Genomic DNA, 21422 nt, shown 5'->3' on the forward strand with positions numbered 1-21422 from the left:
GGTAACTTTTATTCCTTATTTTGTACAGCTGGTAATATAATAATTGCTTCAGTGCCTTTTCCGCTCTCACTCTTATATTCCAATGTACCATTATGCGCTTGTAAAATACTAAATGTTACCATAAGCCCTAATCCTGTTCCTTTTTCTTTTAAAGAATAATATGGTTGCCCCAGCCTTGCTAACTGTTCTTTCGTCATACCAACACCACTATCTTTAACTCTTATTATGATTGTTTCGTCTTTTTGAATAGCTGTTACTTTTAAATATCCTTTATTTCCTTGAATTGCTTCAATACCATTTTTAACAACATTCATAATAGCTTGCTTCAATTTTGTCTTATCACCAATCGTATAAAGACTTTCTGAAATTTCAACTTGTAAATATACACCTTGCATCGCTGCAAATGACGACATAAGAGTGGTCATTTCTATTAATTGGGCTGATAAACAAATGTGTTCTTTTTTCTCAATTTGCGGCCTTGCTAAATTTAAGTAATCTGAAATAATTTGTTCCGCCCGATCCAATTCAGCTAATACGAGACGCATATAATCCTTATTCTTCACATCTTCCGTGCTTTCTAGCAATTGGATAAATCCACGAACAACAGTAAGGGGATTGCGAACTTCATGTGCCACACTTGCTGCTAATTCACTTACAATATTAAGTTTTTCTGATTTTTGCATCTCTGTACGTAGCAATGCATTTTCATTTAAATATTCAGTTAAATACACCTGAAATACCATTGTCATGACCATGATAAGCGAGGCAAATATAAATCCGCTATATATTTGCGAAATATACGGTGTAAATCCTGTTTCCAAAAGAACATTAATCATGCCTAATACTAAAGAAACAAGCACATAAAATGATGAAATCATAAATGCTAAAATTAATTTCTTATCCTTTGAAAAAAGAGACCATTTCTTTGATAAAAATAGCGGAACTATCAATAGAAATATTACTTCTAAAACTGGAAGAAAGCTCATTCCCTTTAGTAACCATTCATATGCAACAAAAATAACCGCTGGGATTAAACCAACAATCCCACCATATAAAAAACCACTGACAATTGGAATGGGGTGAAAGTTATACCCACACACATTGCCAAAACAAATAGAGTATGTCATGGAGAGAATGAGCGTAACGCTAGATAAAAACATAATAAAGTAACGATTTGGCTTCGGAGGCATTTCTTGATAGCGATTTAAACGAATCGCTTCATATAAAAATAGTGGCAAAATTATGATGGCAATTTGAATCAACAAATCACGGATAAGCTCCATAACCTCTCATCCCCTATATGTATTTTGATATGATTATATCATTTTATAGGTGTATTTGTTTTAAAATTTTGATTTTTCTTAACATATTTGTTAATTCTTTGTTAACAGCTCATAATAATTGTTACAGATTTTCGAAATGATTGTAAACCCTGTACCAAATTTCCTTCATGCAGTATACAATGAATACGGATTACAAAGAAAATATAAAAATACTTTTTTAGACGGACAACTATAGCAAAATACAGCATATAATCCATACTATCTATGTTTACAAATAAGTGATCATTACTTTAGTAGGAGGAAGATAAATATGGCGGGTACTACGCTTGTTTTAAAAGAAGAAAATTTGGTTGTTCTAGAAAATGTTGAAAAATCAGTATATGAAGAGTTACAGCATAAAGCGGGAGAAGAAAACTGCACATGTGCTGTGAACGAATCAGTTGTTCACCTTGGCAAGGTATCCTCTGTACTCTGGAATGAAGATGAAATAGATTGGGAATACGGATATTAAAAAGTCGCTTATAGCGGCTTTTTTTCACTTTTCTCTCTCTTTCTAAATAACATATACAAAGCGTAATCATAGAAAATATGATAAAATGAACTTAATTTTCAAACGGAAGAAAGGGAGATACAATGGAACAATTCATTAACCCTAGAGTGAAGGACATCCAAATTTCTGGAATCCGTCAATTCTCTAACATGATTCAAAACTATGATAATTTGATTTCTTTAACAATTGGACAACCCGATTTCCCTACACCTTCTCTCGTGAAAGAAGCGGCTAAACGGGCTATTACAGAAAACTATACAAGCTATACACATAACGCTGGTTTACTAGAATTACGCAAGGCAGCTTGTAACTTCGTAAAAGATAACTACGATTTACATTATTCACCTGAAAACGAAACCATCGTTACAATCGGTGCTAGCGAAGCAATTGATGTTGCATTCCGAACGATTTTAGAGCCAGGAACAGAAGTAATTTTACCTGCTCCTATTTATCCAGGCTACGAACCTATTATTCGATTATGCGGTGCAACGCCTATTTTTGTAGATGTTCGTGAAACTGGATTTCGTTTAACAGCTGAAGCGCTTAAAAATGCTATTACAGAAAAAACAAGATGTATCGTACTACCGTATCCTTCTAACCCAACTGGTGTAACTTTATCCACCGAAGAATTAAAAGATATTGTAGATGTTTTAAAAGATAAAAATATTTTCGTCCTTTCAGATGAAATTTATAGCGAGCTTGTATATGAACAAAAGCATACATCTATCGCCCATTTCCCAGAAATGCGTGAAAAGACAATTGTCATTAACGGTTTATCTAAATCACATTCTATGACCGGCTGGCGTGTTGGACTTTTATTTGCACCAAGCTATTTAGCAGGACACATATTAAAAGTTCATCAGTACAACGTAACGTGCGCTACTTCAATCGCTCAATACGCTGCAATTGAAGCATTAACAGCGGCTAAAGACGCACCTAAAATGATGCGCCACCAATATAAAAAACGCCGTGATTACGTATATAATAGACTCACTCAAATGGGATTAACAGTTGAAAAGCCAACAGGTGCATTTTATTTATTCCCATATGTTGGTCATTTGACATCTTCATCATTTGATTTTGCACTTAATCTTGTTAAAGAAGCAGGACTAGCTGTAGTTCCTGGAACAGCATTCTCTGAATACGGTGAAGGCTACCTTCGCTTGTCCTATGCGTATAGTATCGAAACTTTAAAAGAAGGCTGCGACCGATTAGAAGCCTTTTTAAAGAAAAAAGCTAAGAGTTAAACTCTTAGCTTTTTTTATGCATAATGATCACAAGTTTGACGTTTTAGTAATTTATGAGGAATAATGATACACTTTGCAGTGGATTCTACATTCTCTACTTTATCAACTAATGCTTTTGCTGCCTCATATCCTAGCTGATAAATATTCACATCAACTGTTGAAAGTGGAGGGCTTGCAATTTCTGATAATAAAGCATTATTAAAGCTTACAATAGAAACATCCTTCGGTACAACGAATCCTTTTTTAGAAAGAGCACTTAACACACCAAGTCCAATTAAGTCATCCGTTGCCATAATTGCCGTCGGCGGTTCCTGCAGTCCCATTAATTCCTCAACGGCTTGTTGACCACTTTCCCTCGAAAAATCAAAATGTAAAATATATTCTTTTGGTAATACAATGTCTGCTAATTTCAAGGCATCACTCATACCAGCTAAACGATCTCTCGTTACAAGTAAATCTGATCCACCACCAATGAACGCGATTTGCTTATGCCCTAATGAAATTAAATATTCTGCCACTTCTCTTGCAGCTGTATAATTGTCATTATCTACATATGTAATTTCATCTTTTCGATCATATGGTTTTCCTATTAAAACAAACGGGAAATTTTGTTCATGTAAATATTGAATAATCCGATCATTCTCTCTTGAATATAAAAGAATAATGCCACCAATTTGGCGTCCCTGTACCATCTTTACGACACCATTAAAAATTTCTTCTTCCGTTTCACCTGTCGACATGTAAAGCGCATAACCTTCTACGTGTGCAAATGAACTAATCCCTCTTATAACTTCTGGGAAAAATGGATTTTGAAAAGCTTTACTTGCAGAACTTGGCATAACAAGACCAAGTGTCTTCGTCGTTTGGTTCGCAAGATTTCTCGCATTTAAATTGGGATGATACCCTAATTCACTCATCACTTTCCTAACACGGCGCTTTGTCTTTTCACTTATACTTGGATTATCAGCAATTACACGAGAAACTGTTGATGGTGCAACATTCGCTTGCTTCGCCACATCTTTAATTGTAACTGTCATAAAAATCCCCTCCTCTCATTTCTCTGCCATTTTTCATATATTTTATCTCGCACTCATTGCAAGTCATAAACTTTCATTTCTTATATCTTGCAAAACTAATCCTATTCTCCCTCTTCATGTATTGTAAGGGATATAGCTATTTTTTCCTATACTATAATATACTATTTATTTCACTTCTTTTCACATGTGATGTCAAATCTCTTTTCATCTCCCTATAAACTTATTTATAGGGAGATGAAAAGAGAAATGGGACGTAATGTCCCATTTTTCATCCTTTTGTACCTCCAGCTGTTAAACCAGAAATAAAGTATTTTTGTAGTGATAGGAATAAAATTGAAATTGGGATTGCAATTAACACAGAACCCGCTGCAAACGTTGTAAATTCATTACCGAATTTTTTCGCAACCATTTCATATAATCCAACTGCTAAAGTATAATTTTCTGGTGTTCGCAAAATAATACTCGCTAAAATGAAATCTGTAAACGGACCAATGAAAGTAAATAACGCTACAACCGCTACGATTGGCTTTGCAAGTGGCATAATGATTTGCCAAAAAATACGAAAATGTCCTGCTCCATCCATACGAGCTGATTCATCCAGTTCTTTCGGAATCGTATCAAAATACCCTTTCATAAGCCATGTATTCATCGGAATGGCCCCGCCTACATAAATTAAAATTAATGCAAGATGTGTATCAATTAATCCTGTTAATTGAGCTAATACGTATAGAGCAATTAACGCTGCAAAGTTTGGAATCATTTGCAGAATTAAAAATGTTAATAAACCATTTTTTCTTCCAACAAAACGATATCTCGAAAATGCATAAGCAGTAAAGCTAATTGCTAACACTGAGAAAATCATCGTTAAAACACTTACTTTTAATGTGTTTTTATACCATAGTAAGTAATTACTATTCTCTAGATCTAATAACTTACGATAATGATCTAACGTTGCATTTTGTGGAATAATACTTGATCCAGATAAACTATCACCCGGATTAAACGATGAGCCAATAATCCATAATAACGGATAGAAAATGATGGCACACATTACGAAAATAACTAAATAACTTAATGAGAGACGTAACATCTTCTGTCTTTTAATATTCATTTACATCATATCCTCTTCTTGGAATGATTTTGTTCTCTTAAATTGCCATAACGCAACTGTAATAACGATTAACGATAATATCATTGTAAGAGCTGCTGCTTTTCCGTACTGCGCTGAAGTCATCGTTAACTTATAAATCCATGAAATTAAAATATCCGTTCCACCTGCGTCTTGTCCAGCTACAGCAGGACCTCCACCGTTAAATAGATAGATGATACTAAAGTTATTAAAGTTAAACGTATATTGCGTAATTAATATTGGCGCTGTTGCGTATAACACTAGTGGCAATGTAATTTTACGAAACTGTTGCCAAGCTGTCGCTCCATCTACTGTAGCCGCTTCATATAATTCTCCCGGAATCGATTGCAGTATACCTGTTGTCATCGCAAAGATAAACGGGAACCCAAGCCACGTTTGAATCATAATTAAAGCAATCTTCGCCCAAAATGGATCTGTCATCCAAGCAATCTTTTCAATTCCGAATAAAGCTAATACTTGATTGTTAATCGCTCCGAATGTTTCATTAAACATACCAGAGAACACAAGAATAGATACGAATGCTGGAACAGCCCACGGTAAAATAAAGATTGTTCGAATAATCGCCTTTCCTTTAATACCGGGCTGATTTACGATAATCGCTAAGAAAATACCAAGCGCAACTTGTAATGTTGTTGCAACGAATGTCCAAATGACAGTCCAAGAGAATACACTTACAAATGTCTCTCTCCACATCGGTAAAGTGAAAATATCAATAAAGTTTTTAAAGCCCACCCAATCTACTAATTTAGCTGGAGGAGAATGATATAAATCATAGTTTGTAAATCCAATTAAAACTACGAAGATGATTGGAAATACGACAACAAAGATAAGTAGTAGAAAACCTGGTGAAACCATTAAATAAGGAAAACCTTGATCTAACAAATTACGGTATTGCTCTTTTACAGAATTTAACGGTGTTCCGATATCACGTTTCTTTCCATTTTGGTATGCATCATATAAGTTAAATGCATATATGCCGAGTCCAAAAGCGATAACGATAAGGGCCAAGATTCCTTCTACTAATAGAAAGACAGAATGGTCACGTGGAACTTCTGTACCAAGCGTTACAATACCCCATAATCCCATATTTAATAAATCAGCAAAGGCTACAATAAATGAACCTGTTAATACTAGAAAAATAAGACCTTTTACAAATTGTTTATTATACATTTGGCCCACGCCTGGAATGATTGATAACATGGTTGCCATTTTCCTATGCTTAGAATGATTCAACCCATTTGCTGGTTCCATAGATGTTTGCATGTTCCTTCCCCCTTTTTTCTTCCTACATGGAAGGGAGAGAATTCGTGCCTCTCATATTAGAGGCACGAATTTCACCTTATTTTTTCTTGTTATGATTTGCCTCAATATTACCTTTAATTTGTTTCACTGCACTATCAAGCGCCACTTTTGGTGCCTCTTTATCTGTAACAACTAATTGAAGCGCATCTCCAGCTGGTTTCCAAACTTCTTGCATTTCTGGAATGTTTGGCATTGGAATTCCATTTTCAGATTGCGTTGCAACTGCTTTTGCAGCTTCGTTATCTTTAATAATTGGATCTTCCATTACTGATTTTACTGGAGGAATTTCTTTTGTTTTTTCAAATCGAATTTTTGCGTTTTCTTCATTTGTTACCCACTCAGTGAATTTTGTAGCTAAATCATTTTGTTTAGAGAAACTAGTTACATGCCACCCTTTAACCCCAACGAACGTTTTCATTGGTTGACCATTTGGTAATTTCGGCATTGGAGCAACGCCATAATCAATTCCGTTCTTTTCCATTGCTTGGAACGCCCATGGGCCATTCATGATAGATGCTGCTTTTCCTTCATTGAATAACCCATCAGCAGCAGGCCCACCTGATTCACCGATAATACCTTTCGGGAATAATTTTTCTTTGTACCATTTTTGAAGATATTCAGCACCTTGTACTGCTCCGCTATTATTTAATCCAACATCACTTGCATTTGGCTTTCCATCTTTTTCACCAAATACATAACCGCCCATACCTGCCATGAATGCATTAGCAAAGTAGAAGTTATCTCCTAATGCTAAAAATCCGTACTTGCCATCTTTCGTAAATTCTTTTGAGAAGTTAAACAGCTCGTCCATCGTTTCTGGCGCTTTTGGCATTAGTTTTTTATTGTAAATAAAGACTGGCGTCTCAATTGCTTTTGGTAAACCATATAATTTTCCGTTATATGTCTGTGCTTTTATTGATGAATCAGTAAATTTACTCTTTACAGCATCATCTGCTTTCACTTCAGAAAGTAAACCTTCTGTTACTGCATTTCCGATTTGATCGTGTGGCAATGTTACAACATCTGGTCCAGTCCCCGCTGGCCCATCAAGGCGTAACTTCTTCACTTGATCTGTCATTTGCATTTCAACAACTTTTACTTTTACTTTATATTTTTCCTCAAAGCTTTTCACTGCTGCTTCTAAACCAACACCTTTTTTATCATCTTCCCAAACAAGAAGATCATAATCTTTTTTCGCTTTACTTTCCTCTTTTTTCCCTGAATCTTTCGGTCCACATGCAGATAACATACCAATAGATAATGCTGAAACCGTTAATAATGATAATGCTTTCTTCATCCCAAAAACCTCCCTAAATTGTCTATGTACCTCAGTAACTGAAAACGTTTGCATTTAATAGTTTAATTGAAGCGCAAACAATATCTCAATCTATGAAAACGTTTGCGCTATTTGTCTATCATTATACATTCTTTTATTCATTTTGCAAATATTAATTTAAAAATTATGTCATTATACTCTTTATACATTGACTTTATATGAAATGAATACTACTCTTATAAGCAATATTAAAGCTATGAGAAAGGCAATCGTTTGCAATATAGGCTTTATTATTACACTTAAGGGAATACTATGTATAGAGATATTGAAGGGGGATTTTCTATATGTTTAAAGAAGCCATTTATCATAGGCCGAAAGATAATTATGCATACGCTTATGATGAACAAACAATTCACATCCGAGTACGTACTAAGAGAGATGATGTTCAATGCGCCGATCTTATTTACGGTGATCCTTACGAATGGAAAGACGGGAAATGGATATCATCAAGTACACCCATGAAAAAAACGGGTTCTACTGCATTATTTGATTATTGGTCCATTGCAATCGAACCGAAATTTAAGCGCTTACGTTATGGATTTGAATTAAAATCTGAAACAGACACTCTTATTTATGCAGAGCGAGGATTTTTTTCTAGCATTCCAAATGATGATGTTGGTAACTTTTTCTGTTTTCCATTTATTCATGCAGATGATGTATTCAAAGCACCATCTTGGATTAAAGACACCATTTGGTATCAGATTTTTCCTGAACGATTCGCTAATGGCGATAGTACGCTGAATCCAGAAAACACCCTTCCTTGGGGAAGTGCGAATCCAACTACAACTAATTTTTTCGGCGGAGATTTTGCTGGTGTTATTCAAAACCTTGATTACCTTGTTAACCTTGGCATTTCCGGAATATATTTCACACCTATTTTCAAAGCTCATTCAAACCATAAATATGACACAATTGACTATATGGAAATTGACCCACAATTTGGGACGAAAGAAACTTTTAAAGAGCTCGTTGAAGAATGTCATAAGCACGGTATAAAAGTAATGCTCGATGCTGTGTTTAATCATAGTGGATACTTTTTCGAGAAATTTCAAGACGTACTAGAGAATGGTGAGAAGTCCGCATATAAAGAGTGGTTCCACATTCATGAATTCCCGATTATAACCGAACCACTTCCAAATTATGATACTTTCGCCTTTACACCGTATATGCCTAAATTAAATACAGCTCATCCAGATGTAAAAGAATACTTACTTGAAGTAGGACGTTATTGGGTACGCGAATTCAATATAGATGGCTGGCGCCTTGATGTCGCCAATGAAGTCGATCACAACTTTTGGAGAGAATTCCGAACTGAAATAAAGACACTAAATCCTGAAGTATATATTTTGGGAGAAATTTGGCACGATGCCCTTCCGTGGCTACAAGGCGATCAATTTGATGCTGTCATGAGTTATCCTGTTACAAACGCTCTACTTTCTTACTTTGCTAACGATTCCATTAAAGCAAGTGAATTCACGAAGCAAATTACAGAATCTCTACATTCCTACTCTATGAATGTAAATGAAGCAGCATTTCATTTATTAGACAGCCATGATACTCCAAGAATTTTAACAACATGCAACGGAGATAAAAATAAGTTGAAATTGCTCTATGTATTCCATCTTTCTTTCATCGGCTCTCCTTGTATTTATTACGGGGATGAAATTGGTATGGATGGCGGCATGGACCCTGATTGCCGTAAATGTATGATTTGGGATACTAAAGAACAAGATCATGCATTATTTACCCATATACAAACATTGATTTTATTACGTAAAGAACATAAAGCATTTGGAGGACATGGTACTTTTCAATTCATCGAAACAAATGATGAACATAATTATATTTCTTATACGAAAACATATGAGGATGAAACTATCTTTTTCGTTTTAAACCCTACTAATAGTGAAGTTACAGTTTCACTCCCTCTTCATGTTACTGGTAAGAAAATAATTAATATTTATACAAACGAAGAATTTTCAGCGGAAGCAAGTGTATTACAAGTTACACTTCCTCCATATGGATTCTCCATATTAAAATGGTAATCCAAAAAGCCTTATGCCAAGTTTGAAGTGGCATAAGGCTTTTTCTTATTTCAATTTGAATACTATCGCTTCATACGGACGTAATGGAATGTTATCTATCGATCCGATTTCTACATCGTAATTGTGTATAAATAACTCTGATTCACTATAACCAATATCCTTAGGCATTTCAAATACACTTTCATCCGCAGTAAAGTTTGCAATGACAAGTAGTTTTTCATCTCTATATGTTCTTACATAAGCAAAAATAGAAGGGTCATTATCTAATATTAAATCATATGATCCATATACAACTATTTCATTATTTTTGCGTAGTTCAATTAATTTCTTATAGTAATAAAAAATTGAACCTTCATCTTGAATTGCTTGTTTCACATTAATCTCTTTATAGTTAGGATTTACAGTAATCCAAGGTTCACCTTTTGTAAATCCAGCGTGATTCTGATCATTCCACTGCATCGGAGTTCTAGCATTATCACGGCCCTTTATATAAATAGATTCCATTACTTTTTCTATATCTTCACCATGGTCTATCACTTTTTCTTTATACATATTTAACGTTTCAATATCTCGATATTCATTAATCGACTCAAATCGGACGTTCGTCATTCCGATTTCTTCTCCTTGATAAATATATGGCGTTCCTTTCATCATATGAAGAACTGTCGCTAACATTTTTGCTGATTCAATGCGATACATTCCATCATTACCAAAACGAGATACAACGCGAGGCTGATCATGATTATTCCAATAAAGGCTATTCCATCCTGTATGCTCTAATGCTTTTTGCCACTTTGTTAAATTCTCTTTTAAAGTAAGAAGTGAGCATGGTTTTACATCCCACTTTCCACCTTCTCCTGAATCTAAATCCATATGTTCAAATTGGAATACCATTTGCAACTCTTTTCGTTCTTCTCCAGTATACAGTTGGGCTTCTTCTGTCGTTACACCTGGCATCTCACCAACCGTCATAATATCATAATGCGATAATACTTCTTCATGCATTTCATGTAAATATTTATGAATGTTTGGACCGTTCATAAAATGTTTATGACCTGAAACATAACCATCTTCATCTGTTTCAACAGCTGGTAGCCCTTCTTCTTTAGATATAAAATTGATAACATCCATGCGGAATCCATCAATTCCTTTTTCTAACCAAAACTTCATCATCTCATAAACATCTTGTCTTACCTTTTCATTATCCCAGTTTAAATCTGGCTGTTTTTTAGAAAACAGATGTAAATAATATTCATCCGTCATTTCATCATACTGCCATGCAGATCCACTAAAAGCAGCTCCCCAGTTGTTCGGTTCTTTCCCTTCTTTTCCAGGACGCCATATATAGTAATCTCTATATTTATTATCTTTTGATTTACGTGATTCAATAAACCAATTATGTTCATCAGATGTATGATTAACAACTAAATCCATCATCAGTTTCATATTGCGTTCATGCATTTCATGTAATAGCTCATCCCAATCTTCCATTGTTCCGAACTCGTTCATAATTTTACAATAATCGCTTATATCATAACCATTATCATCATTTGGAGATTCATAGACTGGTGATAACCAAATCACATCAATCCCTAATTCTTTTAAGTAATCTAGCTTTGAAATAATCCCTTGAAGATCTCCTATACCATCACCGTTACTATCCATAAAGCTACGAGGATAAATTTGATATACTACGCTTTCTTTCCACCATTGTTTTTCCATTATGCTACCCCATTTCATTCATTTTTCTCTTTTTCAAGGCGCAAACGTTTTCATTAATGAATGATAACAGATTCTATCTCAATTTAAAATAGCGCTTACAATTTTTATTGTTCTTTTTCTAAGAAAACATATGAAAATTACTAATAACTCTCCAATAAATGAAAACGTTTTATTTTTTTATTTATTTTTTGAATCTATTCGTTTATAATGAACTCAAAGAAAACGTTTGCATAATTATTTCTAGGGGGAAATACCATGGCAGAACTTAAATTAGAAAACATTTATAAGATATATGATAATAACGTAACAGCTGTAACTGATTTTAATTTACACATTCAAGATAAAGAATTTATCGTATTTGTCGGTCCTTCTGGATGCGGAAAATCTACAACATTACGAATGGTAGCTGGACTTGAAGATATTTCAAAAGGCGATTTTTCAATTGATGGTAAACTAATGAATGATGTTCCTCCAAAAGATCGAGATATCGCAATGGTATTCCAAAACTACGCTCTTTATCCACATATGAGTGTATATGATAATATGGCATTTGGATTAAAACTTCGAAAAATACCAAAAGATGAAATCGATCGTCGTGTGAAAGATGCAGCAAAAATTTTAGGACTTGAACAATATTTAGATAGAAAACCGAAAGCATTATCAGGTGGACAGCGCCAACGTGTTGCGTTAGGTAGAGCAATCGTTCGAGATGCAAAAGTTTTCTTAATGGATGAACCATTATCAAACTTAGATGCTAAACTCCGTGTTGCAATGCGCTCAGAAATTTCTAAGCTACATCATCGCCTGGGAACAACAACAATTTATGTAACACATGACCAAACAGAAGCAATGACTATGGCTTCGCGTCTTGTCGTTATGAAGGATGGAAAAATCCAACAAATTGGAACTCCAAAAGAAGTATACGAAACACCAGAAAACATTTTCGTGGGTGGATTTATCGGCTCACCAGCGATGAATTTCTTCCGTGGTAAATTGACTGAAACCGATTTCGTTATAGATAATACTATAAAAATTAAAGTATCTGAAGGAAAAATGAAGATGCTACGTGAACAAGGCTATGTAAATAAGGAAATTGTTTTAGGTATTCGCCCAGAGGACATTCATGATGAACTACTATTTTTAGAAGCTTCGCAATCTACTGCCTTCACAACAAAAATTGAAGTCGCTGAATTATTAGGTGCTGAATCCATTTTATATATGAAACTTGGAAATCAAGATTTTGCAGCACGTGTAGATGCAAGACATACATTTTCACCTGGTGACCAAATTAAATTAGCATTTGATATGAATAAAGCGCATTTCTTTGATAACCAAACTGAACAACGTATTCGCTAAAAAATTTATCTTTACTATACACATACAAAAAAACCGTCCACATATATTGAGGGCGGTTTTCATTATTATACTAGGGCTTCTACTGTATGAAATGATTGTCCTTTCGTGCTAATAATGCCGAAAATCGGTAAATCACTAAGCACCACTTCTTCTTGCTGTTTCATAAAAGATGACGTTAATTGTTTTATCTCTATCCAAACGTCATTAATACAAAGTACATTGGAATCGTTCTCTTGTTGGCGAGAAAAAATAGAATCTATTTTATATAAACCAGCATTTTGAAAAAGCATATCAATGCGACTGAATGCATTCAAAGTAATGCTAATAACGCGTTGCCAATCTCCTTGCTTTCCCATATCATAGGATACAAAAAGTGCTTCTCCGCCTAGATTCATAATTTCCTCCACTGTTGCTTGTCCACTCTCTTGATCAATGTCCGTCACAATAACTTTTGCGCCTTGTTTAGCCAACAAAAGAGCTGTATTACGTCCAATACCGATGCCACCGCCAGTTACGATAGCAACTTTTCCTGCAAGCTTCATTTTCATTACCCCTTCTATAAGTCTTACCGTCATTCAGTATACTCCTTTATAAGAATAATCTGCAAGCAAGAAAAATCGCTATTTTATTTGTGAACGCTTACTTTTTATCCTTCTTTTTTCTTACTATTACGCTGATCAAAAACTAGACCGATAAAAATGAGAATACCCCAAAAAATTATGCTACCTCCTGTCATTTTAACTTCCCCCTTATTATATAAAGTGAAATTTTACTCAGCTTCAATATAGCTTAATAAAGATATTATTTTTAATCATTATACAATTTTCTTAATTTTCAATAAATTATAAATAGAAATGACATATTTTAGCTTTTCCTTACTGTAAACATTCCCAATATACTTATAAAATCAAAAAGACCCTTTTATATATAAAAAGGTCTTTTTTCATTATACAAGACTTATTACTTTCGTTTTTGTCATTAAATCCTGAAAACCACAATTATCTTTGCGGAACAACATCATATATACATTACATATTAATGGAATTCCTAATAGCAATACGTTCGGTAATAACACTACAAAAAATCTTATAATTAATGTTTGCAACGTTAGCTTTTCACTCTTCAATGAAATTAATTTTATTCTCGTTACCTTTTTACCAAGAGTTACACCGTTCCAAAGAAAGGGTAATACAATAAAATATATCGCCATTAATATGAAAACTACTGCGAAATCATATCTAAAATCACCTAAGCTTATATTAAAGCGCTTAAACATAGCACTATAGTTTCCGGTCATAATAGCTACTACTGCACCATACATAACCGAGATTAAAAACATGTCAATTAGGGAAGCACCTATGCGATTCATTACAAGCGCTGGACGATGCATCTTTAACTTCATTTTATGTCGACTCCTTCATTTCCTTCTTTACCCGTCTCATCGTACCACTTCTAAAAAACATTGTAAACTAGCGTTTCTCTTACTTTTCTTGTACAATTTGTTACAATAGCATTATAAAGGAGGTTCCCATATTGAAAAAATGGATAATCCTATTCGTCGCCTTCCTATTAACTGGTTGTGCAGGAAACACAAGTCACTTAACTTATACGGTTAACGATGAATACGAACTCATACGTACTTCTGGAAATGCATTTGAACTTTTCCCCTCGCAAGATGCTGTATATGCCACACAATACATCCCTGCAAAAATTACAGACATTGCTTGGGATGATAAATACATTATTGCAAAACAAACTGAGGAAAAATCAGATCCAAATAACCCTGACGCAGCAATTGCAAATAGAAAAAGTGAACATTATTGGATTATTGACGTAAAGCACAATAAACGTTTCGGTCCCTACAATGAAAAGCAATTTAATGAACAAAAAGATGCGTTTAAAATTAAGGTGCCTTTTCAAAATGTAGATTTATACATAAAAGAAATAAAAAAACAGTCAGCATAATATTTGAATGCTGACTGTTTTGTCTTACATTATTTTAGTGAGATGTTAAACGTTTGTGGCTCTTTTACAACATCTTGTGTTTCTGAATCTCCTGCAAGTAAATCATCAGTTGTAAACTGAATATCCTTTACCTTGTCTTTTCCATCGTCAAGTATTAAACCAATAATACCATCTCTTGTTTCACCAGGCTTATAGTCTTCTCTTGATACATTTTTTGTACCAACTAACGTATCTTCGTCATATAAAAAGTTTTGAGTGGCTACTTTAAAATGTTGCTTACCATTAATCATAACATCATTCATAGAGAAAAATTGCATATTTTTATTTCCGCTATTCTCCACTTTATATGTAATCTCAACGTAACGAATTGTATTACTAATCTCTGTTCCACTTAGCGATGCATATAATTCTGCATCTTCTTGGCTTACTTTATCCCCTAATCTACGTTTTACTTCTTCAGGAGTTAGTGCCGTGTATACTTTCAATGTATTTTTTGCCTTTTCACTCATTTGTGATAAAGAGATTACTTTCACATCTTGTACGTAAATTTTCATTGGCGCTACTTCAAATGTTTGATTCACAGAATGCATCTGCTCTAACTTGAAAGTACCCCATCCTGTTTCTTTCACTTTTTGTCCTACTTTTTTCAGCTCACGCCCACCATATTCTTTCGTTTCAGGAATAGATTCTTTCTTCTTCGGTTCAGCTTTCTTTTCTTCTTGATGGAAGCAACCACTTAACATAAGAAGAAAACTACATAAAACAAAAATACTTTTCCATGCTTTCATCATTTCATTTCTCCTAACGCTATCATTCATGAATATAAAATTAGTCCCTTGCTTTGTAAACTATAGAAACAATGACAATTCCACAAAATGAACTTGTCAGTCCAGATACTATTATACCTCCAATTTGGAAAATATGAAAATAAGGATCTAAGAACGCATGCACGATAAATATAAAAGCTGTCACAATGATTATAGAAACCCAATACTTTCTTTTTTCTAAAGCTACAATCATATCTTTCCCTGTTTCATCTTTATACTTCCATAGTACGTATAATAGCAATAATAAGCCAACACATGTACTCCCATGTTGCATATATTTATACAATGGAATACTGCGTAATTCAATTTGTAACAATGGTATTTTCATAACGAAATAGCCTGTATTATGAGTAAATGCATCCCAAACGACATGCGTGAGCATACCGAATAATGCAGAATAGCAAAATACAAAGAATTCTTTCCAGGTATGTAGCCCCCACCTCTCATCTATTGCATATGAATAATAACCAGCAAACGGTTTAGGCAAATGCGTTATAAACGGCTTTTTTAAAATGTAATGATATATGTATGCGAGTAGAAATACAAGCGGTAAATTTAAATATAAGAACCCAAGCCATGTATGGCCAATAACACCATAGGGTCTAAAGTGTAAAAAATATTCAAAGTCAGGCGCCATACTACCTAATATAAGAGCCGTTACTGAAATATGTTTAGAATGCTTTTTCGCAAAAGGAAGAACTGCTGCTGGATGTGCAAATGTAAACGGCATACTTTAACTCCTTCTCACATTTTCAATAGAATACCATATATCATAACGAGAGAATGGATCTTCATGCAATATTTATTTTCACATTGGAATATGATAGTTTAAATGATATAATCCACATAAAATATTCAAAAAACAAGAAGGGATTCAGGTGTCATTAACACTTTTATTTGCTGCCTTTTTAAATTCAAAATCCGTTATGAATTGAGGTTTATATATTGATTGACGTACCCTTTTTACAAAATGTCACATTAAAAAAAGAAAATATCCCTAGTTTTTCCGCATATCCTTACTGTTTACCCGCTATTCGAACATTACAGTCACTAGCTTTCCATCCAAATGTAACATTCATTATTGGAGAAAACGGAACAGGTAAATCAACATTACTTGAAGGAATTGCAATTGCGTTAGGTTTTAATGCAGAAGGTGGAACGAAGAATTTCCGCTTTAGCACAAACGATTCACATTCATCTTTACATGAATACCTTCGAATTTCCAAAAGTTTCAATACACCAAACGACGGTTTCTTTCTTCGCGCTGAATCATTTTATAACGTTGCTTCTTATATTGATGAAATAGATGCTATAAAATCTTACGGCGGCGTTTCACTACACGAACAATCTCACGGCGAATCATTCTTTTCCTTATTTATGAACCGTTTTTCAGGACAAGGTTTATACATTTTAGATGAGCCTGAGGCAGCTTTATCACCGATGAGACAACTTTCCATGCTCATTCGAATGCATGAGCTAGCGGAACAAGGTTCACAATTTGTTATTGCGACGCATTCTCCTATTTTAATGGCTTACCCTGAATCTACTATATACTCTTTAACACAAGAGGGAATTCACGAATCCACATTAGAAGAAACTGAGCATTACCAAACGACGAAACTTTTCTTTGAAAATCGCGATCGATTATTCCATCATCTATTTAAGTCGTAAAAAAAGAAGCAGCAATAGCTGCTTCTTTTTTATAGTGCTTCTATAAATAAGGCAACCCCGATACCGCCACCAACGCATAAAGAGGCAATTCCTTTTTCTAAACCACGTCTTTTTAATTCGTGAATTAAACTTACTGTAATACGAGCCCCTGTACAACCAATTGGATGCCCAAGTCCTACGCCACTACCGTTTACGTTCACTTTTTCACGGTCTAAGCCTAACTCTTTCTCTACAGCTAAATATTGAGCCGCGAAAGCTTCATTAATTTCAAGTAAATCTGCATCTTCTAATGACCAATCTACTTTCTCTAATCCTTTTCGGATTGCTGGTGCTGGTCCAATACCCATAATTTTCGGGTCTACTCCAGCTACTGAATATCCAACAATTCTCGCTAACGGTTGTAAGCCTTTTTCTTTCGCTTTTTCTTCGCTCATTAATACTAGAACTGCACTTCCGTCATTCAGGCCAGATGCATTACCTGCAGTTACAGATCCATCTTTACGGAATGCTGGTTTTAACCCTGCTAATTTTTCCGCTGTAATATCTGCACGTGGATGCTCATCCTGCGAAAATACTACTTCTTTTCTACGTTCTTTTATTGTAATAGGAACAATTTGATCGTCAAAGTATCCAGACTCGATTGCCTTCAGTGCCAATGTATGACTGCGAAGAGCAACTTCATCTTGTTCCTCTCTTGTAATTTCATATTGTTCAACTAAATTTTCCGCTGTTTCACCCATCATAATATGGTGAATCGGATCTTCTAACACTTCCCACACCGTGTCACGAATTTCTCCGTGCTGTAGACGTTGTCCCCAGCGGTGCTGTTTCAATGCATAAGGGCTCGAACTCATCGCTTCTACTCCACCTGCAACAACAACATCACTTACACCTAATTGGATTTGCATTGCAGCTGACATAATTGCTTGCATACCTGAAGAACATTGACGTTGGATTGTATATCCCGTAACTGTGTCAGGAAATCCTGCCGCTAATGCAGCTGTTCTCGCCGTATTTGCTTCATCAGTTCTTTGAATACAATGACCTAAAATCACTTCATCAACTTCATGTGGTTCTACCCCGCCTCGTTTTACAGCTTCCTGAAGTACAGGAACAGCTAATTCTACTGGCGTTACATTTTTTAGCGCTCCTCCAAAAGTTCCAATTGGCGAACGAACTGCAGCTGTAATAACAACATTATGCATTTTGTACTTGCCCCTCTCTTATGTACCCTAGTAAGTTTTTAGGTGAACTTCCATAAGATGTATATCTATAACTATCATACTATAAACATACTAAAAAATCAAAATATTTAATATAATAAAAATAGAAGGAATTAACCTTCTATTCTGTCAGTGCATATAAAAACTTTTGTAAAATTTTCTCTGTCGTTTCATTCAATTTTGGCAACTTATCTACTGGAAAATATCGGAGTTTCAACCCTTCATGATCGAGCTTTAATTCCCCACTCACATGATGTGCCTGATACAGATGAATGACATTGAAAATTTCATCGCCATTCGGATAACGGAAATATACTTCTTTTCCTGATAGAACACCAAGAAATTGCATTATTTTTGCAGTTAACCCCGTTTCCTCAAATAACTCTCTACGTGCAGTTTCTTCTGTCGTTTCGCCCAGTTCCATCGCCCCACCAGGTACACCCCAATTATATGTATCTGAACGATATTGAAGCAATACTTCTTGATTATCATTTAATATAATGATTGCTGATCCTACGAGAATAAGCGGCCTTGTACCAACGACTTTGCGTAACTCTTCAATATACCCCATATGTAAATCCCCCTTTCCCTAACCTCCCTTATCATAACAAAATTTTTCTCTTTTTGTTCATGTAATTTTAAAGAAAAAAAGAAGCTTTCGCCTCCTTTTTTTCACCTTTATTTCTTAAAACTTTCATATTTTACAGCTTCAAAAGCTTCCTCAATTTCATCATTACGATAATGGACATATGTAAAACGCCCCAATTCTACTAATCTTGCTATTTCCTGTAACGCTTTATGCTGCTCATATGTTTCTTTCAGCTTAATATGTACATAAAACTTCATTAAAGGATGTTCATATAAAGGTTCTCCTACCTCTACATATACATCTTCAACCCCTTGTACAACTCTTACATAACTCGCAAATTGATAAAGTGCTTCTCTGTCTGAAACGATTTTTAATGTATACATATATTCTCCCCCTTTCCTTTACTATATCAAAAAGACGACCACACCATGTTATAGAACTATGAAATTTTTTCGACTTGTCATCTATATATTCAATAAAGAAGGCGTTTATCCATACATGACATCTTTTTCCCACATATATTATAGGAAGAACTTTTTTCATTTGAGGTGTTCCTTATGGATCCATACGTCAATATATGTATTTGCATTACTCCCGGCGCCGATATTTCTGATGACCGCATCGCAAAAGATTTAGCTGTTGCAGAATCAATTTGGCACCCCATTACATTTCAAATTCAAGAAGTAATTGTATTAAATGAACTTTTCCGTTTTTTTGACCGTGAAATCAGTTATAGAAATTCCATTCAAAGTCAAGAAAAGTTGGCATCCTTTTTCCAAACATGTGTAAATGAAGCTCCTGAATGCGACCTTTATATTTGTTATATTGGCAGTGATTATTTCAAAGAAACAGCAGTAATTGCCTGCGCTTATTCTTTAGCAAAACAACAGCAACTTACCGGTTATATCGTTTTAACAAATTCGGCTGCTCCTATAAAAAATATATATACGCTCGCTCACGAAATCGGTCATATTTTATTTACAAGACGTATTCATGGAAAACTTACTCATGCAGATCCTCATTCTCCAAACGGCTCGGAGCACCACCCTTCTCCAACAAATCTTATGTATCCGATAGTCCCTCGTCCAGAAAACGTTCATATTCATTCCTTATTAACAGCAGAACAAAAAGCCCTCTCTTTACAAAGCTCTTTATTACAAAGAAAAAAACAGTAACCCTCATGTTACTGTTTAAAACAATTTATTCCGATCAAAAAACCAAATCCCGGCTGCTAGAAATAAAAATAGACAACTAAATATAAATGTAATCCCTCTAAAAATCCCTATATAATATTTCTTTGGAAATAATTTTTGATATATCCAGAGCAGCCGCTTTTTATTGAACTTCTAGTTCACACTTTTTCTTTCTTCAATTTTTAAAGACCATCTCATTAATCCATATATACTTCCATACATAAGTAAGATCTTTGCAATTCCCCAAAATACATTTCTTTCTTCTAAGTCTTTAAATAAGAACATAATTGCAAGAGGAACAATTAGTACCACAACACCTATCCAACCAAGAACATATACTTCACCAATAAGAAGTAATAAAAATATAGTTACTGCTAATATATATGTCTGCATTGTCGACAATTGTAAAATTGGCGTCCCATACCATTTATTCATAAACATTAATAACACCAATAATAAAATAGGTATCATCACTATTACATAAATAATTCCAAACTCTACTAATTTACTTTTAAAAGAAGAAATTCTAAACGCAACAATCGTTCCAATAATCGTAATAATTAAAACGATTGGATAACCAATTAACTGTACATTTGTTAATGTAAATTGTTGATTCGGATTTCCAAATAAAATATTTGTAAGTAACCAATATCCACCTATCCCAATTATCATTCCTAAGATACTTTTTATTCTCCCGCTTTTATCCTTCTCCATCTCTTTCGCTAATTCTTCCGCATACTCTTTTGGTGAATCACCAAATATATCACTTACCGTCTTTCCCTCTTTCTCACCTTCTATTAAATGAAGCTCTGCATCTTCTAGAAAGGCGTCCACATCTTCTTCTTTAATTCCTTTTGTTATTAAATACACTTTCGTATCGATTAAAAACTTTTCCCCTTCTTTAGAAATCTTCATAATAATCCCTC

22 protein-coding genes and 1 pseudogene are annotated in these 21422 nt (G+C 34.4%); 7 read left to right on the forward strand and 16 right to left on the reverse strand.

The features are described from left to right. Positions 1-8: 8 nt before the first annotated feature. Positions 9-1283 (reverse strand): sporulation sensor histidine kinase KinB, encoded by a 1275-nt coding sequence (kinB, locus tag AXW78_RS19040; RefSeq protein WP_000420360.1) that lies wholly within the window; start codon positions 1281-1283, stop codon positions 9-11. 310 nt (positions 1284-1593) lie between these two features. Between kinB and AXW78_RS19045 the strand changes: the two genes are divergently transcribed. Next, on the forward strand, positions 1594-1794 hold the full coding sequence (locus AXW78_RS19045) for a hypothetical protein (protein WP_000929280.1): 201 nt from the start codon (positions 1594-1596) through the stop codon (positions 1792-1794). A 122-nt stretch (positions 1795-1916) separates the two neighbouring features. Continuing rightward, positions 1917-3080, forward strand: coding sequence for an aminotransferase A (locus tag AXW78_RS19050; protein ID WP_000434579.1), 1164 nt, complete (start codon positions 1917-1919; stop codon positions 3078-3080). 14 nt (positions 3081-3094) lie between these two features. Here AXW78_RS19050 and malR read toward each other — a convergent pair whose 3' ends face one another. From malR to AXW78_RS19070, 4 genes are all read right to left on the reverse strand, one after another. After that, on the reverse strand, positions 3095-4117 hold the full coding sequence (malR, locus tag AXW78_RS19055; protein ID WP_061884529.1) for a maltose operon transcriptional repressor MalR: 1023 nt from the start codon (positions 4115-4117) through the stop codon (positions 3095-3097). Positions 4118-4385: 268 nt separating this feature from the next. Continuing rightward, a complete protein-coding gene (malD, locus tag AXW78_RS19060; RefSeq protein ID WP_001022608.1) occupies positions 4386-5228 on the reverse strand; it encodes a maltosaccharide ABC transporter permease MalD in 843 nt (280 codons plus the stop codon). Beyond that, entirely contained in the window at positions 5229-6530 is a 1302-nt protein-coding gene (gene malC, locus AXW78_RS19065) for a maltosaccharide ABC transporter permease MalC (RefSeq protein WP_001194994.1), read from the reverse strand. It abuts the gene before it with no gap. A 76-nt stretch (positions 6531-6606) separates the two neighbouring features. Continuing rightward, the gene (locus AXW78_RS19070; RefSeq protein ID WP_061884530.1) at positions 6607-7866 is read right to left on the reverse strand and encodes an extracellular solute-binding protein; all 1260 of its coding nucleotides are present in this window, start codon (positions 7864-7866) and stop codon (positions 6607-6609) included. Positions 7867-8189: 323 nt separating this feature from the next. Here AXW78_RS19070 and AXW78_RS19075 point away from each other — a divergent pair, with 323 nt between their 5' ends. Continuing rightward, positions 8190-9950 carry an alpha-glycosidase gene (locus AXW78_RS19075; protein WP_000471789.1) on the forward strand — a complete coding sequence of 587 codons (1761 nt, stop codon included), beginning with the start codon at positions 8190-8192 and terminating at the stop codon, positions 9948-9950. 45 nt (positions 9951-9995) lie between these two features. Here AXW78_RS19075 and malL read toward each other — a convergent pair whose 3' ends face one another. Next, a complete protein-coding gene (gene malL / locus AXW78_RS19080) occupies positions 9996-11672 on the reverse strand; it encodes an oligo-1,6-glucosidase (RefSeq protein ID WP_061884860.1) in 1677 nt (558 codons plus the stop codon). Between the two features lie 255 nt (positions 11673-11927). Between malL and AXW78_RS19085 the strand changes: the two genes are divergently transcribed. Continuing rightward, on the forward strand, positions 11928-13028 hold the full coding sequence (locus AXW78_RS19085) for an ABC transporter ATP-binding protein (RefSeq protein ID WP_061884531.1): 1101 nt from the start codon (positions 11928-11930) through the stop codon (positions 13026-13028). A gap of 65 nt (positions 13029-13093) precedes the next feature. Here AXW78_RS19085 and AXW78_RS19090 read toward each other — a convergent pair whose 3' ends face one another. The 3 genes from AXW78_RS19090 to AXW78_RS19100 form a co-directional block, all read right to left on the reverse strand. Then, positions 13094-13603, reverse strand: coding sequence for an SDR family NAD(P)-dependent oxidoreductase (locus AXW78_RS19090; RefSeq protein ID WP_000218410.1), 510 nt, complete (start codon positions 13601-13603; stop codon positions 13094-13096). A 71-nt stretch (positions 13604-13674) separates the two neighbouring features. Continuing rightward, entirely contained in the window at positions 13675-13764 is a 90-nt protein-coding gene (locus tag AXW78_RS19095; RefSeq protein WP_000145637.1) for a hypothetical protein, read from the reverse strand. 210 nt (positions 13765-13974) lie between these two features. Next, complete coding sequence (locus AXW78_RS19100; protein ID WP_000769083.1) at positions 13975-14430, reverse strand: RDD family protein; 456 nt, start codon at positions 14428-14430, stop codon at positions 13975-13977. Between the two features lie 131 nt (positions 14431-14561). On the opposite strand from AXW78_RS19100, the gene AXW78_RS19105 reads away from it, so the two are divergent. Next, complete coding sequence (locus tag AXW78_RS19105; protein WP_000758790.1) at positions 14562-14993, forward strand: DUF3997 domain-containing protein; 432 nt, start codon at positions 14562-14564, stop codon at positions 14991-14993. Positions 14994-15022: 29 nt separating this feature from the next. On the opposite strand, the gene AXW78_RS19110 is transcribed toward AXW78_RS19105, so the two are convergent. After that, positions 15023-15784 (reverse strand): hypothetical protein, encoded by a 762-nt coding sequence (locus AXW78_RS19110; protein ID WP_000973901.1) that lies wholly within the window; start codon positions 15782-15784, stop codon positions 15023-15025. Positions 15785-15821: 37 nt separating this feature from the next. Then, positions 15822-16550, reverse strand: a complete 729-nt coding sequence (locus tag AXW78_RS19115) for a DUF4184 family protein (RefSeq protein ID WP_001116858.1) — start codon at positions 16548-16550, stop codon at positions 15822-15824. A 215-nt stretch (positions 16551-16765) separates the two neighbouring features. Between AXW78_RS19115 and AXW78_RS19120 the strand changes: the two genes are divergently transcribed. Next, the gene (locus AXW78_RS19120) at positions 16766-17491 is read left to right on the forward strand and encodes an AAA family ATPase (protein WP_000568002.1); all 726 of its coding nucleotides are present in this window, start codon (positions 16766-16768) and stop codon (positions 17489-17491) included. A gap of 29 nt (positions 17492-17520) precedes the next feature. Here the strand turns inward: AXW78_RS19120 and AXW78_RS19125 are convergent, their stop codons facing one another. From AXW78_RS19125 to AXW78_RS19135, 3 genes are all read right to left on the reverse strand, one after another. Beyond that, on the reverse strand, positions 17521-18696 hold the full coding sequence (locus AXW78_RS19125) for an acetyl-CoA C-acetyltransferase (RefSeq protein WP_000552079.1): 1176 nt from the start codon (positions 18694-18696) through the stop codon (positions 17521-17523). A 139-nt stretch (positions 18697-18835) separates the two neighbouring features. Continuing rightward, a complete protein-coding gene (locus tag AXW78_RS19130; protein WP_002164161.1) occupies positions 18836-19285 on the reverse strand; it encodes an NUDIX hydrolase in 450 nt (149 codons plus the stop codon). 107 nt (positions 19286-19392) lie between these two features. Then, entirely contained in the window at positions 19393-19686 is a 294-nt protein-coding gene (locus tag AXW78_RS19135) for a DUF3928 family protein (protein ID WP_000288330.1), read from the reverse strand. Positions 19687-19860: 174 nt separating this feature from the next. Between AXW78_RS19135 and AXW78_RS19140 the strand changes: the two genes are divergently transcribed. Then, on the forward strand, positions 19861-20478 hold the full coding sequence (locus AXW78_RS19140; protein ID WP_061884532.1) for a hypothetical protein: 618 nt from the start codon (positions 19861-19863) through the stop codon (positions 20476-20478). A 15-nt stretch (positions 20479-20493) separates the two neighbouring features. Here AXW78_RS19140 and AXW78_RS34940 read toward each other — a convergent pair. Together AXW78_RS34940 and AXW78_RS19145 are read right to left on the reverse strand one after the other, a co-directional pair. Continuing rightward, positions 20494-20637: pseudogene (locus tag AXW78_RS34940) on the reverse strand (DNA-binding protein); the annotation flags it as partial. 12 nt (positions 20638-20649) lie between these two features. Beyond that, the gene (locus AXW78_RS19145; protein WP_061884533.1) at positions 20650-21411 is read right to left on the reverse strand and encodes a DUF1129 domain-containing protein; all 762 of its coding nucleotides are present in this window, start codon (positions 21409-21411) and stop codon (positions 20650-20652) included. Between the last annotated feature and the right edge of the window lie 11 nt (positions 21412-21422).

The organism is Bacillus thuringiensis, from assembly GCF_001595725.1.
Lineage (GTDB): Bacteria > Bacillota > Bacilli > Bacillales > Bacillaceae_G > Bacillus_A > Bacillus_A thuringiensis_K.

Coding starts and splice junctions, on each gene's coding strand:
- kinB (WP_000420360.1), bottom strand. CDS start 1,283: ATGGAGCTTATCCGTGATTTGTTGATTCAAATTGCCATCATAATTTTG.
- AXW78_RS19045 (WP_000929280.1), top strand. CDS start 1,594: ATGGCGGGTACTACGCTTGTTTTAAAAGAAGAAAATTTGGTTGTTCTA.
- AXW78_RS19050 (WP_000434579.1), top strand. CDS start 1,917: ATGGAACAATTCATTAACCCTAGAGTGAAGGACATCCAAATTTCTGGA.
- malR (WP_061884529.1), bottom strand. CDS start 4,117: ATGACAGTTACAATTAAAGATGTGGCGAAGCAAGCGAATGTTGCACCA.
- malD (WP_001022608.1), bottom strand. CDS start 5,228: ATGAATATTAAAAGACAGAAGATGTTACGTCTCTCATTAAGTTATTTA.
- malC (WP_001194994.1), bottom strand. CDS start 6,530: ATGCAAACATCTATGGAACCAGCAAATGGGTTGAATCATTCTAAGCAT.
- AXW78_RS19070 (WP_061884530.1), bottom strand. CDS start 7,866: ATGAAGAAAGCATTATCATTATTAACGGTTTCAGCATTATCTATTGGT.
- AXW78_RS19075 (WP_000471789.1), top strand. CDS start 8,190: ATGTTTAAAGAAGCCATTTATCATAGGCCGAAAGATAATTATGCATAC.
- malL (WP_061884860.1), bottom strand. CDS start 11,672: ATGGAAAAACAATGGTGGAAAGAAAGCGTAGTATATCAAATTTATCCT.
- AXW78_RS19085 (WP_061884531.1), top strand. CDS start 11,928: ATGGCAGAACTTAAATTAGAAAACATTTATAAGATATATGATAATAAC.
- AXW78_RS19090 (WP_000218410.1), bottom strand. CDS start 13,603: ATGACGGTAAGACTTATAGAAGGGGTAATGAAAATGAAGCTTGCAGGA.
- AXW78_RS19095 (WP_000145637.1), bottom strand. CDS start 13,764: ATGACAGGAGGTAGCATAATTTTTTGGGGTATTCTCATTTTTATCGGT.
- AXW78_RS19100 (WP_000769083.1), bottom strand. CDS start 14,430: ATGAAGTTAAAGATGCATCGTCCAGCGCTTGTAATGAATCGCATAGGT.
- AXW78_RS19110 (WP_000973901.1), bottom strand. CDS start 15,784: ATGATGAAAGCATGGAAAAGTATTTTTGTTTTATGTAGTTTTCTTCTT.
- AXW78_RS19115 (WP_001116858.1), bottom strand. CDS start 16,550: ATGCCGTTTACATTTGCACATCCAGCAGCAGTTCTTCCTTTTGCGAAA.
- AXW78_RS19125 (WP_000552079.1), bottom strand. CDS start 18,696: ATGCATAATGTTGTTATTACAGCTGCAGTTCGTTCGCCAATTGGAACT.
- AXW78_RS19130 (WP_002164161.1), bottom strand. CDS start 19,285: ATGGGGTATATTGAAGAGTTACGCAAAGTCGTTGGTACAAGGCCGCTT.
- AXW78_RS19135 (WP_000288330.1), bottom strand. CDS start 19,686: ATGTATACATTAAAAATCGTTTCAGACAGAGAAGCACTTTATCAATTT.
- AXW78_RS19140 (WP_061884532.1), top strand. CDS start 19,861: ATGGATCCATACGTCAATATATGTATTTGCATTACTCCCGGCGCCGAT.
- AXW78_RS19145 (WP_061884533.1), bottom strand. CDS start 21,411: ATGAAGATTTCTAAAGAAGGGGAAAAGTTTTTAATCGATACGAAAGTG.